The following is a 17,945-nucleotide window of genomic DNA, read 5'->3' on the forward strand; positions in this document are numbered from 1 at the left end:
ATTTCCAGATACGGTTCCAATGGCCTACTGCTGTTCACTTTCTTGATCTTTGCGATGCACGCTAAAGTTGAACTTGGTGAGCTTGTTCGGGGTAATTCGCAACACTTTCGGGTTTTCGCTCACCACTTCCATAGAGGTGGATAGCGAGTCAGTGTCCAACTTCACGAGGAAGTTCTTACCTTTCTTATTGAGTACCCATTGGTCGGGCACGTGGTAACGACCGTACTGGTCTGTGTAAATAACGATTCCCTCAACCGTCATCAACTTAACGCCCGGAATACCATCTTCGTAAATACCTTTGTTCTCGATAACGATTTCCCACAGGTAATCCTCGCCATCGCGATACAGGTTTCTGGTTACATTGAGGTTCTCCGCGCTCAGTCCCTTTTTCTTATCCGATTCATGCTTAAATTGAATCTGACCTTGCGCATCAAACTCGATACGGGATCCCGCATCGGTCGTGACATAGAAATCAAAGCTCTGCTGGGTGCGAGTCTTGAATTGAATCACCACTTTGCTGGTTTCTGGCAGCGTGCGATTTACTGAGTGACCCCAAAGATCACCAAGCTCCAAACCTTGCTCAAGTGCTGTGGTTATTGCGCCATCTTTAACAGCAATGTCTTGTCCATCCCGAATGATATGTGTTGAGTCGGCGATGTAGCCTTGTGTTGCCAAGTTCGCGGTTAACTCCACATCAAAGGCTGTGGCATCGGCTTGGAATCCATCCTTGTTGTGATCTTCAAACACCTTGCCGATGATCGAAGAAGTATCGAATACCTTGTCCGGTTCAATCGTCACTTTAGCTGTGTCTCCATTGGATACCGCTAACCCATCCACTTTAGCGACAGCTGTGTTGATATAATCACCGAAAGTGGCACCGACCGATACTCGTAATAAGTAACGAATACGCAGCTTCTCGCCCGGTTCAAAGTCCAACGAGGTGAACATGAGCTTGCCGGTGTCTGACGGCTCTTGAGTGATCACTTGGTCATCTTGTGTACCAAACTCACCATCAATACCACTCAACACAATTTCTGAAGTATCCACGATGTATTTCAGACCACCTGGGTAACGGTCCTCTACAGTTACGTTCTTGAAGTACGATTCATTGTTGTTTTCAACGATGATCTCGTATTCAACCGCGTCGCCGACTTGCGCCGTGTCTTGTAACGCAGATTTCGTTAGCTCAAGTACCCCAGAGTTATCTGGAATTTTCTTAATGTGATTAGTGACGCTGTCGCTGGTTTCGGTACCATCCGATTCCGTCGCGATAAAGGTATTGGTGATGTCGTCATCCAAGCCTTTGCCTAGCGTACCCACCACTTCAAATGCGAAAGCATTGCGCTTTTGAGACTTAAGGTTAACGGTGGTATCTAAGTCTGTACTTGATGGGAAGCTATGACGTTGAATCACTGCACCCGTTTCATCGACTTCTACCCCTTCAATCGTCCAGTCGGTAAACACTTCGTTGCCAACACTGTTCTTCAATTCACTGATTTCATCCGTTAGACGAACGTTCGCAGCATTACCCAGACCGTTATTGGTGACCGCTAAGTAGTAAATAACACTGTCGTCATCTTCGGTGTATTCTGGTTTATCAGAACGTTTTTCAACAACCAGATCAGCACCGACTGGAGGTAGATTCAAAGCCGATACTTGATTACCCGTTATCTGTTTTGATGCATCAGATTCCTTTGTGTTTTTAGAACGAGTATGTGCCGTTGAACTACCTGTTAAATCGAGGTAATAGCCAAAAACATCGATGTTGGTCAGCATGTCTTCGTTAACCGTCAAGATGAAGGTGTAATCAATCTTGCCACCCGGTGCGATGTCAACGACCGTGGCCAAATCTCTATCAACGTCAAAGGTACCCGGTTGCGTCTCTGCTCCTTCCCATGTCACACTAAGCGTCCCTTCATCAAAGGAATTACTGTGTGAGCCATCAATATGGTCTCCCATTGATTCAGCAAACTGGGTATAGAGCGCGACATCTTTCGCGATACCACGACCAATATTTTGCACCACTAAGTGATACTCAACCTGCTCGCCCGGTACGTAATAAGGTGCGTCGGTAAAGAGCTCTGCCTGAACAACGGCTGCGACAGTATGAACTGGAGGGCTCACCACATCGCCGCCATCGACTTGCGCGGTGTTGACGATACGTCCCGTCGCTGTATCCACCACAGTACCTTTTGAGCGGAAAACGACCGTACCGTGTGGAGCGATATCAACACTGTATTCTGTTGGACTGATTTGTTCGGCGGTCGTCCCCACAGTGGTTGATTCCACTACCATAGAAGTTGTGCCAGAAACAAAGGCTGGGCCTGTTGTATCGTCGTAATACTCAACTTCAATCGTACTCATGTCGTCGACAACACTGAGATCATTGATGTTGTTGTTTGAGGTATTCTGAATAGTGATCAGGAACTCTAATTCCCCACCCGGAACATATTCCGTCTGCACATTGGTTTTCGTTGCAACAAACTCAGAATCTTTCGGTGTCATTACTACCGTAGAATCTTGTTGAGTACCGTTATAAGTGATGGTTGCTGTGTTACTGATTTCGCCAATTGCGGTATTGCGAATCCGAGCTTCAACATAGAACGTCACGGTACTTTGTGGCGTAATATCCATGTTGGCGTCGATGTCTTCACTCAACTCAAAGCTCTCTGGGTTCACCACTGTGCGGTCATCACTTGCTTCAAAGCTGACTTCCCACATAAGGAATGCAGGCTCTTTTGTCTCAGTCGTCGTGTCGACTTCAATACCGCTGATGATGTCTTGCAATTCAACACCTGAAGCAAAAGCATCTGAGCTGTTGGTCACAGTGATCTCGTAATGGCTTAACTTTGTCACTTCATATGCAGGCGTATCGACTGTTTTTTCGATAGACAGTGTTGCGAGTACAGGTGTACTCGTCGCAGTATCGTCAAAAGTCGTGCCGTCGAAGGAGGCTGATGCCAAGTTCGTGATATCACCTGTTGCAAGTGCATTGGTTGTCACCTGAATCGTGAAAACAACGCTATCTTGAGGAGCAATATCTAACGTTTCGTTAAGATCTTCGCCAATCGTTGGAGCAGGCACTGGCGTCTCACCCGTTGTTGAGGCTGCCGAGATTTGGATTGAAGCAGGCTCAAAGGCTTGCGACATCTCACCACCAGCAATTGTGGTTTCAACAGACTGCAGCGCATCCTCAATGGCAACATCTTCTGCCCAGCCTAATCCGTTGTTTGTCACGGTCACTGTATATTGCAGAGCTTCTCCCGGAAGGTACTCCGCCTTATCAACCTCTTTTGTAATTTCGACTTGCGCATCTTCAGGAATGTAAGTCGCGTCTGCGGTGTATTCACCATCATCACCTTCAACTGTAACCACATTGGTGATCTCACCTTTGGCTTTGTCGTTTACGGTATTTGTCACAACAAATGAGTAGCTGTCACCAGGGTGAATGCTGTAAGTCGCGCGGTAACCTTGAACAGTATTGGACACATCTTTACGAGCGTTCAGTGCTGGGTCGCCACTTCCATCAAGTTGTTCATCACTGATGATCCAGTTGCCAGTCAGTGCTTGCTCTTGATCTGGGCTATTCGCTACTTCTGTCATGATGGTATCGATGCGATCCGTCAGGACCTGATCCACAAGATAGCCTTCCCCAGTATTCGCGATGGTGATCTTGTATGAGATAGGTTGACCCGGTTGGTACTTAGCATCAGGTTCAGCTATCGGAGTTGCTTCTTTGGTTAGCACCAAGTTGCCCGCTTTTGGAGTGATGTACCCCTCTCTTAGACGAATCATCTTTGAGTCGTCTAAACCATGTCGTAAATAAGCGGTATTGGTAAAACGACCTATTGCGTCATCACGAACCTTTCCTTCGATATGAATACGGACAAGCGTATGCTGATCACCGCCACCAGTGCCTGTGTCATCACGCCCTGAGATCTTGAGAGATTCGGCTGGCAGATTAATATCTGGGCTGTTTTTCCCTACTAATTTATCTAGCTCTGAGAAGTCATTCGCATTTGGATCTAGAGGAGCAGAGTTAGCAAGAACCTCATAATCAACCGTCCACTGCGTGAGTGCCGTTTGCATCGAACCATCGACAGTTTCGACTTCAAAGCCACTGATCATGTCGCGGATTGAGAACAAGCCAGTGTCAACATCATCATTGGTAATATCGATGTAGTAGTTAATCGTGCCGCCCGGTACGTAGTCTGGTGTGTCGGTCCACTTATCAACGAGAATGTTGGAGCGACCTGGGTTCAAGACGATGTCGTTAGTGTCATCGCCATTAACCTGCGCCGTATTGGTGATAGTGCCAGTTGCTGATGTTGAGACCTTACCTTTCACATCAAAAACTATACGCTCACCAGGACGAAGGTCGACCGTCGCATCTAACGGGACACTTCCGTTGTAATCACCCTGTACGTCATATGAACCCGCTGGCTCCTCCGCAATCGCTGTAGACCACTCAGAGAACGCATCATCACCATCTTCCGTTTTAATGGCATGAATGGCATCAATAACACTCACATCATTGGCGATACTGTCACCCGTATTCGCAAGCGTTACTTGATACTCGACGTCTCCACGCGGCGCGTAGTTACAGCCCTTTCCGTCACTCGAAGGCACGGTACAACCAACAGATTCACCATCGGTATAAACTAGGGTTTTGAAGTAATCGAGCTCAACCGCTTGTGGCGGGATCTTTTCAGATGTAGCAGATTCACCGTCTGCCGTTACTCGGTTGGCACTGATGGTGCCCAATGCGTCATCACGTATCACGCCGGTTGCTTTAAACGTCAGCACTTCACCTGCGGCGATATCTGCTTCGATATTTAGATTGTGGTTTGCGTTGTAGTCCGGAACATAAGTATCAGCGTTAGCATCAATACCATTGCTTACTTCATGAGATATTTCGCTTGAAACAAACGCCGATTCTACGTCCCCGCCAATAACTTCGACTTGAACGTTGCTCATCACATCTTTGATGTGCACATCGTTAGCCCAACCATTTTCTGGGTTAGCCACGACAAATTCATACTCGACTTGGTCTCCCGGCAGGTAAGTGTCGCCATCAGAGAACGGTTTACCATTCACCGATACCACACGTTTAGAAACACTAATCTTGTTTTCAAGCGGCAGTAGATTCGCACTTCGAACACCGCCGTCGTAACTCGCTCTGTTGAGGATTTCACCTAATGCATCCTCGCGGATGACACCATGAATGATAAAAGTCAGGCTTTCTTGAGGTGCGATAACAATGTCGTTATCAATATCGACATTGTTGCCGGAAACAAAGTCAACCGCATCCGTAATAGAGCCAGCCGCTGCAGTTTTCTCTAGGTCCACTTCCCAGCCAGACAAAAATGGCTGCCCGACAGGGTCGCTGCCTGTTGATGAGACATCTTCTGCGATACGTGTCTCAATCGCCGAAATGGTATCTTCTAGGCGAGAGCCATACTCAGTGCCGTTACCTGTATTTTTAATCTGAACGCGGTAGTAAACCTCGCTTTCACCAGGCGCTTGGGAGTAATGTTCTTTCTTACTCGATAGGCCAGCATCGGAGAACACTTGCTTGCTGAATGCAATTTCGGGTTCTGACATTGACGCTGGCGGAGAAACGGCAATGAATTCATTTCCGTTGTCTTCGCCCATGTAAGCTCTGTTAGTGAACGAGCCTACTGCTTTCGGGCTAATCTTGGCTTTAATAACATAACGCACGAATGCAAGTGATCCTGAGCGACCAAAGTTATCCGCCGAGATATCAAAATGTGTATCAATAGGCTGGTTATCTCGAATCGAGTTATCGACATCAGGGTTTGAGATTCCAGAACCGTCTGAGAAGGTTTCAATTGTCCAACTATCAAAGGCTGGGCCACGAGAACCATCAAAGTACTGTGTGTTAATTTGGTCAATGTCGTCACGCAAACTCATATCATCAACGTGAGCGCTAGAGACGTTCTCGATTAAGATTTCGTACTCAACGTATCCCCCAGGCATATAACTTGTCGCCCCTGGCATTGGATTATCATCAGCATCGTAGTAAGCGAGGATGTTCTTCTCAAAATCGACTTTGCGCGCTTCTTGTTGGATGTTATGAGAAATCGTATCGCCATCGACAGTCAACACATTCACGATTCCGCCATTCGCTTTGTCGTTGATGGTCGCAACCACTCGATACTCAAGTGTCGCTCCCATCGGAATATCCGCTTGAAGATTGAGATTACTGTCCGTTGAGGTATAGACATTACCCGCGCCCACACCAGCATCTACGTAATCAGAATCGGTACCAGAAGCAATGGATGTAATGGTCCAGCTTGAATACGCAGGCCCGGTCGAGCCATCAACGAGATCAACGGTGATGTCTTTTAGGTTGTCGACGATTGGGATGTCGTGAGCGTTACCTTTACCATCGTTCTCAACCACTAAATGATAAGTCACCGTTTTACCTGGTTCATAAACCACTTCATCGGTTGTTTTATCAAAATCCAAGTGGTAATCATCGGGCAGCACTACGGTATCTCGGTAGTGAATATCACCCGTCGCATCAGGTCTGACGATACCCGTAACGGTGTAAGTCACGTCTTCCCCAGCGTCGATATCAATGGAAGTCACGATATCAGTATCGTTCTTAACATCACCGTCGTTTTTGCCATCGGTTGTTCCCGCATTTGCAGGGTCACTCTTCGCAACGGCAACCGTAAACTTCTTCATACCCGCCGCATCATCGAAGAACGGATTACCAAACGTACCGTCTTGAAGTTCAACCGAGATACCATTAATCAGTTCATTGACGTCAACATTATTGCGGTAGCCATGGCCATCCTGGGAGTTGTACTTGATGGTATAGGTCAGCTCATCACCCGGTGAGTATCGATTAATATTGGTTGAGCGAACCACGCCACCATTGTTGTGAACTTGGTGGTTTTCAGCCACGGCACGTTTTGCATACTCACAGTCATTGGTACATCCAACATCACTGCTGTGGATTAGCACCGCTTCATTGCGGATGATTCCAGCGTCTCTATCAGCAACACCACTGGACACCGCATTATCTTTAACTCGGGCTTTGATACGCACTGTCACGAAGTCTTTAGCAGGAATAGAAATCGGTAATTCGACATCTTTAGTCGTTGGCGAGCCAAAGCCCGAACCAGTATCAACCGACCAATACTCAAACGGATTTTGAGCGAGAAAATCTTCGGCTTCCCCATCTTTATCGTTAGCCAGTGTTGTGGTGATATCGTTCAGTCGGTCCATAAAAATAAGATCGGTTTCTTCAGTATCACTATTGTTGCCAATAACAATGGTATAAGTGAGATCTTCACCCGGAGTATAACGAACTACGTCCGTCGTTTTGGCCAGTGAAACGTTGATGTCATAGGCGCTGTTCGAGTTATCTATTTGTGCCGAAGAGCTGTGCTCACGGTCTGTGATAGGGTCATAAACATCAACACGGTTTGATACTTGGTCTTCTTCATAATCAGACCTAACCACACCACTTACTTCATAGTGCACCCAGCCACCAGGAGTGATATCTACGTTAGTATCAATATCAGCATTGTCAGAGATATCACCGTAGCGCGAGCCCGGTTTGTCTGTATTGGTTGTTCCGACAATCGTCCAGCTATCAAAAAAGTTAAGCGCTGAAATACTATCTTTTATCTGTGCATCATTAGCGTAACCAACGCCTCGGTTGTAGACGTAGATATCAAACGACGTTCGCTCACCGCCCACAAACTCTGCGCTTTGAGCGGTTTTATCAACCACAAGATTAGGCTCACTTGGGTGAGTACGAACAGTATCCGATAGGTTAGTATCTGGGCCCGTTACCTTGGCGGTATTGCTAAACGATCCCCATAGGATTTCAGTATCATCACTTCGATCAAGCTGTCCAACAATGGTGTAGGTGATAGAAGCGCCGGGAGGGATTTGTGCCGTAGCATTAAGGTCATTATTATCCGAAAAGTCACCAGGGTCGGTTACGGCGAGTACCCAAGGAGAGGCAGCCTCTTTTTGAGCGCTGATAGTCCAAGATGAAAATACCGGTTTGGTTTCACCCGGCTCATGAAGAAGCTCAGCCTCTATCGTGCTGATTTCATCTTTAACGTTAATATTAGATGCAAAACCATTCCCTTCCGGGTTGCTCACCTTAATCGTATAGGTGATTTCGGTCGTCGTGTCGGTATAGGCATTTTGCTCATTATGCCCATCTACACGCTTGTCCAGAGTGAGGTAATAATCACGTGGATAAGCTCCTCTATCGGAGTAAAGCACACTGTCTACCGTCACTTCATTTCGAATCTCATCATCGGCAATTGGGTTTACGACCGCCGCAATGCTATAAATAATCTTATCGTGTGGGGCTAACTTAGCCTTCTCATCTAAGATCACTTTATTATTTTGATTGCCTTCAATTTGACCAGTAAAGCCAGGATCACTGTTTGTCGAGATAGAGCCATCAGAAGCATAAGATTTCGCCGTAATCACCCAACTCAAATACGCTTTAGTCGGCGTATCGTTAATAGACTGAGTCATGATAGAGACTAAATCATCATGAACCGGCACATCAATCGCATAGCCGTCACCGTTATTCTCTACCGTGATGTCATAATTTAGTGTGCCACCAGCTGAGTAATAACGAGAATCCACTTCCTTTTGGACTTTTAATTTCGAGTTTGGCATTTGGACACCAGAGCCAGACTCGCTTAGGTTATCGCCCAAACACAAGCCTGCATCCGTACCATCATCAACAATTTGACCCACGCTGGTGTCAGCCACTCTTGCGGTCAATCTGTAATGAACGACACCTTCAGGCGCGAGGTCGAGTTTTAAATTGATGTCGTCAGTCGTCCACGCACCATAGTTAAACGAACCATAATTTGTGCCGTCACCACTACGATCACTCACCTCTAATTTCCATTCAGAGAATGCTGAACCCAGGCTGCCATCCGTCTGCTTTGTCACGATACATGCAAATTTATCGACAACTTCAATATCGTTTGCGAAGAACTCAGAATCCTTATTCGAAACAACAATGTCGTAAACCACTTCATTCTGACCAGATACCCCTGGTACATACGTAGTGTCAGTCGTTTTCTTGTTGCGAGTAATTTGGCTCGATGAAGAGTGGATGACTTCTTTAGTGTCTAAAGGATTTGTTAGCACGTCACCAGAATCTGCCGAGCCATCTGCATCCACTACACGTGCGATAACTTCAGGAATGGCACCAATGGAAACTGGACTTACATCAACCTCCACTGAGTAAAGAATTTGCTCACCTGGATAAATAGAGACGACATCATCCAGCGATTTATTAGATTCAACGCCACTATCCGCTAATTCAGAGCGGCTGTTGGGACCTAGATTAATAACTTGGTTGGTCCAAGACTCATACGGGTTGCCAGTTATGTCATCAGCGTTCTTGTCGGTCCCGATGTCGTTACCTAAGTCGGTCTTAAGATCTTCCAAAAGCTGCTGAACAGAATAGTGATAAGCAATCCCGGAGTCTTCTTTGTTGGTTACCTTGACCGTGTAAGAAAATTTGTCATCAACCAAGTAACTGTCTGATTGATTTAAGGTATGGATAAGAGAGACGTTTGGCGCAGTGGGCGGCGTGGTTAGCACATCAGCAGAAACCAAAGCATCTCGAGTTTCAGCTGTCACATCACCATTAACAATATCGCCGACTAAATTGTCGGCAACAGTAGCTTCGATGGTGTAAGTAATCGATCCGCCGATATCTATCGAGGCATCACTGACAACTAAATTCCCCGATGAGCTAAATGTCCCGGCGTCACTTTCATCCCCTTCGACAGAAGCCGAATTCACGTTGGCAGTAAAAGCCGGTTCAAGTGCACCTTCGATATTCAGCGCCTTGATGTCAGCGATAGCATCTTGAACGTCAAGAGCATTAATAACAGTGTCACCGGTATTCGATACCTTGATGGTATAGGTAAGCTCATCATTCAGTTGGTAGTGAGTCTTATCAACTGACACCGTAATGTCGTGTTCATATAGGCCTCGTTGAATGGACTCTGTATTTGAGTCCACCGAATCTAACGGCCCAGAACTCGCCGTCGCGAAGTTATCAATCGTTCCCGCAGCTTGATCAGAAACCATTGCAGACATTGTGTAGGTCACCGAACCACCTGCGGCAACACGCACGTCAGTTGCTTCTAGGTTTCCAAAACGATTAAACGTGCCCGCAGATGAAAGCACCGTCGAATGCGCTTGGATCGTAGCCTGAGTAAACGCGTTTACACTCTTGCCTTGGTCATCTGTCGTCAGAATATTGAGTAGCTCATCTTTAACGTCAAAGTCACTAATGGCTTTGTCTGACCCATTAGTTAAAACAAGCGTGTAAACCACCTCTTGTCCATTGTCATAAGATGCACTATCTACGGACAGATCCATTTTTAGCCCTGTAGTGTCAGCTTGGGCGGAGAATGGAATCAATAAAATAGATAAGAAAAAGGCAAGGTTGTATCTGAACATTAACGCGCACTTCACAGTAGATTGACAAGTCTCCAGGCTAAATGCCATAGATTTGACGTCACTATTTTGGCATTTCGCCTTTTTAGGGACATGCGCAACATACAGATCAATCAACCCAAACAATTAACATCCGTAAAAAACAAATTACTGAGGATGTTAAATAGAGAGTCTGATGTCTAAATTAGAATCGAGACATTGAGTTAATTATCAGAAGGTTAATGTTTTAATGAGTGAGTTTTCACAGTTGTTACGTAACTTCAGAAAGGAACTTCAATTTACACAAACAGAATTTGCAACCTACTTGAATCAGCTGGATGATGAATTTAATGCGGTTGACGTCGTAACGATAAATCGTTGGGAAAACAATAAGGTAAAGCCAAGTACATACAAAGCACTCAAGATCTTACAGTACCTTGGCGGAGATTTGTTTGAGACAATAAAGAGCTTCAAGTCCGAACAAGAAGATACGCTAATCGAAACGTTTTTTAACGAATCCCATGGCTCATTTCAAAGTCGAATTTCAGCTCTAGCAGGCCTCAATAAAAAACAAGGTCAACGCAATTTTAAGTCACAGCCTTTAATGTCAGAGCCACGTGACACTAGCGTTATCGACAGAATCAAACTACTTTCTAAATTCACAAAAGTCGACATTTCGCCACTGGACCAAATTGATTTATATCTCTATTACTGTGAGAAAAAAGCACATGGTCACAAGTTCATCAATACAGATGGCGACATTGTGAGTCACAACGTAGGCTTTTTCTTTGAAGACCATCAATTTGAGATATTAAAAACTCAAGAGCTAGATCTCAGACTGGCCTGCTCTTTAAATTCAGGCAAAAGCATAAATTATTTTAATATAAGCTCACACTCAGAGACAAAAGATCATGTTATTGAGCATATAGTTTCAGATATACAGTTACTTTCTCAGAACAAAAATATTAAAAAGTATTCTGTTTTAGTAAAAGATCCCAACATGATGAAACTCTTGAAGGGCCTAGGGTTTGAAGTATTTAAATTTTCAGAACCTTCTGCTAAAAAATGTAATATCACGTTCAAAGATAAACATTATGGCTACTGTATATTAACGATTGATAAAATAGACTATCTGACGAATCGGAACGTAATGTCACTAATCAAAGATGAATACTCTACCATGATGAAATTTCCGAAATTACTTCGCGAAGCGCGCAAGAAGTTGAAGTTAACGCAAAAGGATTTTGCAGCATACATTAATCACTTAGATGATGAATTCAGCTCTGTAGATGTCGTAACGATAAATCGATGGGAAAATAGCAAAGTAAAGCCAAGTAACTACAAAGCCCTAAAGCTATTGGACTGCCTTGGTCTAGACTTGTATACAACGTTGAAGTCCTTTGATTCCGAAGATAACGAAGACACTGCACTACTTGAAGGTTTCCTGAGTGAACGGTTTTTTTCATTTCAAAGCCGAATATCATCTATCACTAAAGGGGATATTGAAGAAGGCTGCAACTGTAAGGTCATGCCATTGATGACAGATCAGAATGACAAAACAGTAATTGATAGAATAAAGCTGATTTCGCAATATACAAAGGTGGACCCTTCACCTCTTGAGACTATCGATCTATTTCTCTATTACAGTGAAAAAAAGGCCCATGGTAGAAAATTGGTCGATGTTAATGGCGATATTGTTAGTCATAGCTTAGGTTTTTTCTTCAATGAAGAGGTATTCGAGCAATACAAAAATAAGCGTCTACACCTTAAGCAAGCCTGCTCTTTAGATTCTAATCATAACTTAAATTACATTGTGGTTAGTGGTCACTCTGAGAAACGCGAACAATCTATTGCGAACCTGATTTCCGATATGAAGCTTCTTGCAAGAAATACGAAGATCAAGAAATTCTCTATGATGGTCAAAAATCCCAATGCATTGGATGTAATGAAAAAACTTGGATTTGAAATCTATAAATTCTCAGAGCCAACAGAGGAACCCTCTAACATTACGTTTAAAAACAAATCATACACATACTGTATTCTAACGATCGATAAAATAGAGCTACTTAGCAATAAGCATGTTATTGCATTTATTAATAAGTATGGTTAATTTTTAACAAGCGTAAATTATAAGAAAGCCACCTTATCAACGGTGGCTTTCTTATATTCTCATTAATTTGATTCGAGGCTCTCAACTTAATATCGACAACCGCCTAGATATTACCTCCTGATAATCACGGCAATTGCGACTGAATATCTGCGAGCACCTCATCCAGCCCTTCCCCTAGAGCTTCGACAAGCGATTCATACCCCGACTCTTTTAATGGCGTATTAGATTCAAATTCCGCTCGTGCTAATTCCACGTCTTGCTCGCTCAGTACCCAAGTTCCTTTTACTTCAGCATTGCCAGTGTAAGAACCATTGAACTGCTCGAAAGTAATAATCAACTCTTTATCCGACTCCCCTGAAGCATCGGAAGAGTCAATACGCTCTTCAAGTAACCCTTCTAGGTTCTCGGCCCAAACATGTTTACGCGCAGAAACCAGTTCATTTTCAGACTTGCGATACGCAATGCCGATGGTGTCGAGGTAATCTGGTAAGTCGACTCGGGTTTTTACCTTGAATATCGGCTTATCCAGCGTACTTTCTGGTAGAAGATAAGCATGAGTGCCATCAGTGGGAGAAGAGCACCCTAAAAGCCCGAACGATACAATCAGTGATATAAATAGTTTTCTCATTATTCCACTCCCTTAACTGGAATCGGGTCTTCTTCCACATCACTACCAAACACCAACGCATTGGGTTTGTCGTTTAAAACCTTGATCAACGGGCGAAGTTCTTTTAGCACATGCTCTAACTCTTCAGACGCGCTGATAAGCTGTTTATAAGCATCTGAGTCTTCATCATAGCTATCTAACGTCGCCTCAAGCTGCGTCATGGTTTCACTGATATCTTGTGGCAAGGCTTTGGCACCCTCGCTATCAAGTAGTTCATCCATACTCTTCAAGGTGCTATCTAATGAAGCCAGCGAACCATTTAGGTTGGCGATAGTGGCATCCAATGGAAGCTCATTGATCTTATCTAAGAAATCGGTGATCTGTTTTTGAATCTCCGTTAAGCCACCAGCGACAACAGGGAACACAGGGTAACCATCAAATTCTCTTGGTTCGTAAGGCTCTTCGTCTTCATAAAAGTTGATATCGACAAACAGTGCCCCGGTGAGAAGGTTACCCGTTTTTAAGGTCGCTCTTAGCCCCTCTCCCATCTGCAGTTTTACGCGCTCTGCAAAGGTTTTGGCATTCACGGCTCTGAAGACTTCAGAAACTCGCTCAATTTCGAGTTTAATTAGAATAGGAATACGGTTCGAAACCTTGCCATCTTTGTCCATACGTATCTGCAACGGCACGGTATCCACGGTACCAATGCGCACCCCCCGATACTCAACCGGTGCCCCTTTTCTTAAGCCGCGGACTGACTCTTCGAACAACAATACGTAATCTAAAGACTTGGTGTATTTCCCCTGCAATACCGCGTCGTAATTATCATAAAGCGTGTACTCTTTTAAGTTCTCTTTGATTTGGGCGCCCGGTTTAATGCTCTCGGCCACATCAAAACTTACGCCACCAGTCAGAATACTCTCAATCGAAGCAAAGTTGACGTCTAAGCCGTTGGCACCGAACCTCACGTCAATGCCTGAAGAGAGCCAAAACTGTGTTTTTTCGAAGATAAGCCCATCATAGGGAGCAAAGATGAACAGTTGGTATTTACCCTCTTTCTTTTGATAGTCGAAACTGGTTTTTTCTACTCGCCCTACCACGAAACCATGGTGTAACACCGGTTCACCAACTGAAAGTTGATTCGCTTTATTGTGGGAAACAACAACCCTGATACCTTTGGTGTCTGGACCCGCTACTGGAGGTGTATCCAACACATCAAACCTCAATTGGGCTTCACTCGATTTACCAGGTTTGAGCTCAATGTAAGAGCCCGACAAAATAGTCTCAAGACCGCTAATCCCGTCAGTGCCTACATGCGGTTCCACTACCCAAAACTGGGTCTCAGCATTGATCATACGTGAAGCTTTCTTATCTATTTGAGCTTTTGCAATGATGTATTCATAGTCTTCACTCAGAGCGACATCGGTAATGGTACCCACATGCACATTCTTAGATTTTATCGCCGTTTTGCCCGCTTCAATACCAGACGCATCCGGTAAGATCAGAGTGATCTCTGGCCCGCGATTATTGAAGTATTGAAATAGCATCCAACACCCCACCAAAACCGCAATGATTGGGACAATCCAAACGGGCGACAACTCACTTTTCTTTGATACCTTCGCATCCGAAGTACTTTGCTTTTCCATGTATTTCACACCTCTTTGAGGAGATTACTTCCATATAATTCGAGAATCGAAAATCATCGCTGACAACATCGTAAATATCACAACGGCCGCGAACGACAGCGCCGCAGGACCCGGATAAATCGCCATAACGCCATCCAATTGAACCAATGCCACCAATATTGCGACGACGAAAATGTCTATCATCGACCAGCGACCAATGAACTCAGTCACGCGATAAACTTTAAGATAACGGTTTGCCTTTTGCTCAGTCAGGCCATGCACCCTTTTGGCGTTCCAATAGAGATATGCCAATGCGACCATCTTCGCCATCGGAATAAACACACTCGCGATAAGAATGATCAGTGCCACAGGGTATGACCCCATATTCCAAAGTAAGATGACCCCTTCCATGATGGTTGAGCCTTCACTGGTTCCAAACGCAGAGGTATACATCATCGGATACAAATTGGTTGGGATATAAAACACGACCGAAGTGAACAACAACGCCCACGCAATCTGTAAATTTTTGACTGGCTCAAAGTGATGTAAATGAGTGTGACAACGAGTGCAACGGTGGAGGCTGTCGCTGTAATGGTGGACTTGCCCACAGATATGACACGCAAGATGCTGCTTGTTTTGAAATATGCTCCCGATCATTGGTTCTTGCGAGGCTTTGGTTGGTACCAAGCGATCCCATAACCAATCAAAATCGACTAAAGAGATGGTCTTGACCACCAGCATGGCATAGATACAAAACGCCCAAAACGACAAGCCCATCGAAACATCCGCCAAGGCGGCTATCTTAATCAAGCTCACTAACACACCAATCAAGAACACATCGACCATCAGCCACGGCTTCGCCCAACTCAAAGATTTGAGAGCAAGAATTGTAAATCGGTGGGAGGCGTAATTAATTCGCTTGTCGCGCTCAACCAAAAAGCAGAACCACAATGAAAGCACCAAAAAGTAAGCAGGCAAAAGAATCACCGCCAAAAACAACAGCAAAGCAATCAAACTGTTATCCATGCGATTCATCATGTCGACAGCTTGGTACAGCGTGATTTGTTGGCTAATACCTTGAACACTAAATGACATGTACGGGAAAGTTAGGCTCATGATTAATGTAATCAGGCTCGCCAACGCATAAGCGATTACGCCCTGCTGTTTATGATGCCCCACACTCGATAAAGTATGAGCACACCTTGGGCAAGACGCTTCGCTACCTGCAGACAACTCTTCAAACTGACTAACCAGTCCGCATTCATGACATGACTTGGTAAAGCGCTCCGGCAATGAAGTTCCCTCTCAATCTTAATACGCAACTAGACACTTTAGGTAAATATAAGTAAGGGTTGGATTTTTTGCCAATGCGTACACCATTAAACGAACGCAATCTGGTAAAAATGAGAGATGGAATGAAAAACAGATGACCAACAGGCCATCTTCTATGTTAACAATTGCAGCGATAGCAACGGGTTGGCATCAAATTAAGCTTTGTTTGAGCTTTTCTTCTAATGCTTGAACACACAGTTGGATGGCAATCGGCGTGTTTGAAGTAAAAGGGTTTAATGCGTAAACCGTATTGGTGGGTAATTCAAAGCTTGGCAGCACATCGACAACCTCACCCGATAACTGAGGAATGCAGAAATCTGGAATCACACCAATGCCAACACCCGATTTAATCAGCGCAAGACAACTGTGAAATGAATTGGTAACGCAGCTAGCTTGTTGTTGATAGACAAAGCCTTCTTCAGTTAGAGAACTAAAATGGTGTGTCACCTGCTTTCCCTGCCAAGAGTTTGCAATATAAGGAATTGATTCAAGCTCACGCTCACGCATACTTGCGACGCCACACAACACATCTTTAAACTCACCTAATCGCTTCTGTTTTAGATTACTGTCACGAGAACTGCCCACTCGTACCGCAAGATCAATATCATGCTCCATGAAATCTAAGTGTTGGTCATCACTGATCAATTCCGGCTTTAGCTTTGGATACTGTTTCATCAGCTCCGCAATAACAGGCGCCACCAGCAAATCCATCAAAGCATTCGGAGCTGTGATACGAATCCGTCCCTGAGGCTCTTCCAACTCCGATTTCGCCATATCCCACGCCGATTCAGCGATCACGTTAATATCCTTACAACTTAAATAGAAGCGCTCTCCCATACTGGTCAAGGTTTGTCTTCGCGTTGTTCGTTTAAGAAGCGAAGCACCAAGCTCTTGCTCCAAAATTTTTAGATGCTGACTAACAACAGATTTAGACAACTCTAGTTTTTCAGCCGCGGCTGATACGGAGCCTTGCTCTACAATATGAGCGAAAATCGACATCTGTTTTAGCTTACTCATCTTATTGTTCTCTTTTTACAAACAGTATTTTCTATTATCTCTGTTTTTCAAATCAATTACCAAGACTAAACTACATTCAACTTATCGAGATAACCAATCAAAACACAGTGTTTGGAAGAAGACTGTTATGGAGAAAACAATGTCAAACAATCAAGTATTAGAAGCGTGTAAGCAAGGCATTAACGCATGGCAAAAAGCATTCAACAGTCAAGATGCGAAAGGTTGTGCAGATCAATATACAGAGAACTGTGTAATGGAAGCTCGTCCATTTGGTACTTTTGAAGGTCGTGAAGCGATTCAAGCATTCTGGCAAGGTATCATGGACCAAGGTTTCAAAGACGTTGATTACACTGATGTGAAATGGGAAGAACACCCAGAAGGCGGATATATCCTTACCGCAAGTTGGACAATGAACAAAGCCTTTGGTGTTGTACACCGTGAACACTGGGCTCTGCAAGCCGATGGCTGTGCTCGCCTAGTAAGTGACGACTTCGAAGTTCAAGGCGAACGCTAGAAACGAGCGGCTCAAAAAAATAGCAAAGGCAAAAGCCAGTAATCTTGAACTGACCCCCAATAGTTGGACACCAATTATTGGGGGTCTTTTTATGTCCAAATATAGCCGAGAGCTAAAATGTATCATTGCTAAGCAATACTTAGATGGCACGTCATCTCTCTACTTAGCAAAACAATATTCAATTTCTTCAAGACAGATACGGTATTGGGCTCAAGTCTTTGCCATTCATGGTACTGATTCATTTTTGCCAACTAACCATGCGGCTAC

General features: G+C 44.5%; 7 protein-coding genes and 1 pseudogene. 3 read left to right on the forward strand and 5 right to left on the reverse strand.

Going from position 1 to position 17,945, the window contains the following annotated elements; all coding sequences use genetic code 11:
- Window positions 1–24: 24 nt before the first annotated feature.
- A complete protein-coding gene (locus L1D55_RS23270; RefSeq protein ID WP_239919040.1) occupies window positions 25–10,416 on the reverse strand; it encodes a DUF11 domain-containing protein in 10,392 nt (3,463 codons plus the stop codon).
- 307 nt (window positions 10,417–10,723) lie between these two features.
- Between L1D55_RS23270 and L1D55_RS23275 the strand changes: the two genes are divergently transcribed.
- Complete coding sequence (locus tag L1D55_RS23275; protein ID WP_239919032.1) at window positions 10,724–12,583, forward strand: helix-turn-helix transcriptional regulator; 1,860 nt, start codon at window positions 10,724–10,726, stop codon at window positions 12,581–12,583.
- 124 nt (window positions 12,584–12,707) lie between these two features.
- Here the strand turns inward: L1D55_RS23275 and L1D55_RS23280 are convergent, their stop codons facing one another.
- The 4 genes from L1D55_RS23280 to L1D55_RS23295 form a co-directional block, all read right to left on the reverse strand.
- The gene (locus L1D55_RS23280; protein WP_239919033.1) at window positions 12,708–13,211 is read right to left on the reverse strand and encodes an ABC-type transport auxiliary lipoprotein family protein; all 504 of its coding nucleotides are present in this window, start codon (window positions 13,209–13,211) and stop codon (window positions 12,708–12,710) included.
- Window positions 13,211–14,836, reverse strand: coding sequence for an intermembrane transport protein PqiB (gene pqiB, locus L1D55_RS23285; protein WP_239919034.1), 1,626 nt, complete (start codon window positions 14,834–14,836; stop codon window positions 13,211–13,213). Before pqiB ends, L1D55_RS23280 begins: the two co-directional genes overlap by 1 nt.
- A gap of 24 nt (window positions 14,837–14,860) precedes the next feature.
- The gene (locus L1D55_RS23290) at window positions 14,861–16,108 is read right to left on the reverse strand and encodes a paraquat-inducible protein A (RefSeq protein ID WP_239919035.1); all 1,248 of its coding nucleotides are present in this window, start codon (window positions 16,106–16,108) and stop codon (window positions 14,861–14,863) included.
- A gap of 189 nt (window positions 16,109–16,297) precedes the next feature.
- On the reverse strand, window positions 16,298–17,164 hold the full coding sequence (locus tag L1D55_RS23295; protein WP_239919036.1) for a LysR family transcriptional regulator: 867 nt from the start codon (window positions 17,162–17,164) through the stop codon (window positions 16,298–16,300).
- A 139-nt stretch (window positions 17,165–17,303) separates the two neighbouring features.
- Between L1D55_RS23295 and L1D55_RS23300 the strand changes: the two genes are divergently transcribed.
- Together L1D55_RS23300 and L1D55_RS27725 are read left to right on the forward strand one after the other, a co-directional pair.
- A complete protein-coding gene (locus L1D55_RS23300; RefSeq protein WP_239919037.1) occupies window positions 17,304–17,678 on the forward strand; it encodes a nuclear transport factor 2 family protein in 375 nt (124 codons plus the stop codon).
- A 91-nt stretch (window positions 17,679–17,769) separates the two neighbouring features.
- Window positions 17,770–17,945 (forward strand): annotated as a pseudogene (locus L1D55_RS27725) (helix-turn-helix domain-containing protein); the annotation flags it as partial.

The sequence above is a fragment of the Vibrio sp. Isolate22 genome, assembly GCF_022398115.1.
Classification (GTDB): domain Bacteria; phylum Pseudomonadota; class Gammaproteobacteria; order Enterobacterales; family Vibrionaceae; genus Vibrio.

Bases quoted from the DNA above. Each gene is read 5' to 3' on its own strand.
- L1D55_RS23270 (WP_239919040.1), bottom strand. From the start codon at position 10,416: ATGGATCTGTCCGTAGATAGTGCATCTTATGACAATGGACAAGAGGTG.
- L1D55_RS23275 (WP_239919032.1), top strand. From the start codon at position 10,724: ATGAGTGAGTTTTCACAGTTGTTACGTAACTTCAGAAAGGAACTTCAA.
- L1D55_RS23280 (WP_239919033.1), bottom strand. From the start codon at position 13,211: ATGAGAAAACTATTTATATCACTGATTGTATCGTTCGGGCTTTTAGGG.
- pqiB (WP_239919034.1), bottom strand. From the start codon at position 14,836: ATGGAAAAGCAAAGTACTTCGGATGCGAAGGTATCAAAGAAAAGTGAG.
- L1D55_RS23295 (WP_239919036.1), bottom strand. From the start codon at position 17,164: ATGAGTAAGCTAAAACAGATGTCGATTTTCGCTCATATTGTAGAGCAA.
- L1D55_RS23300 (WP_239919037.1), top strand. From the start codon at position 17,304: ATGTCAAACAATCAAGTATTAGAAGCGTGTAAGCAAGGCATTAACGCA.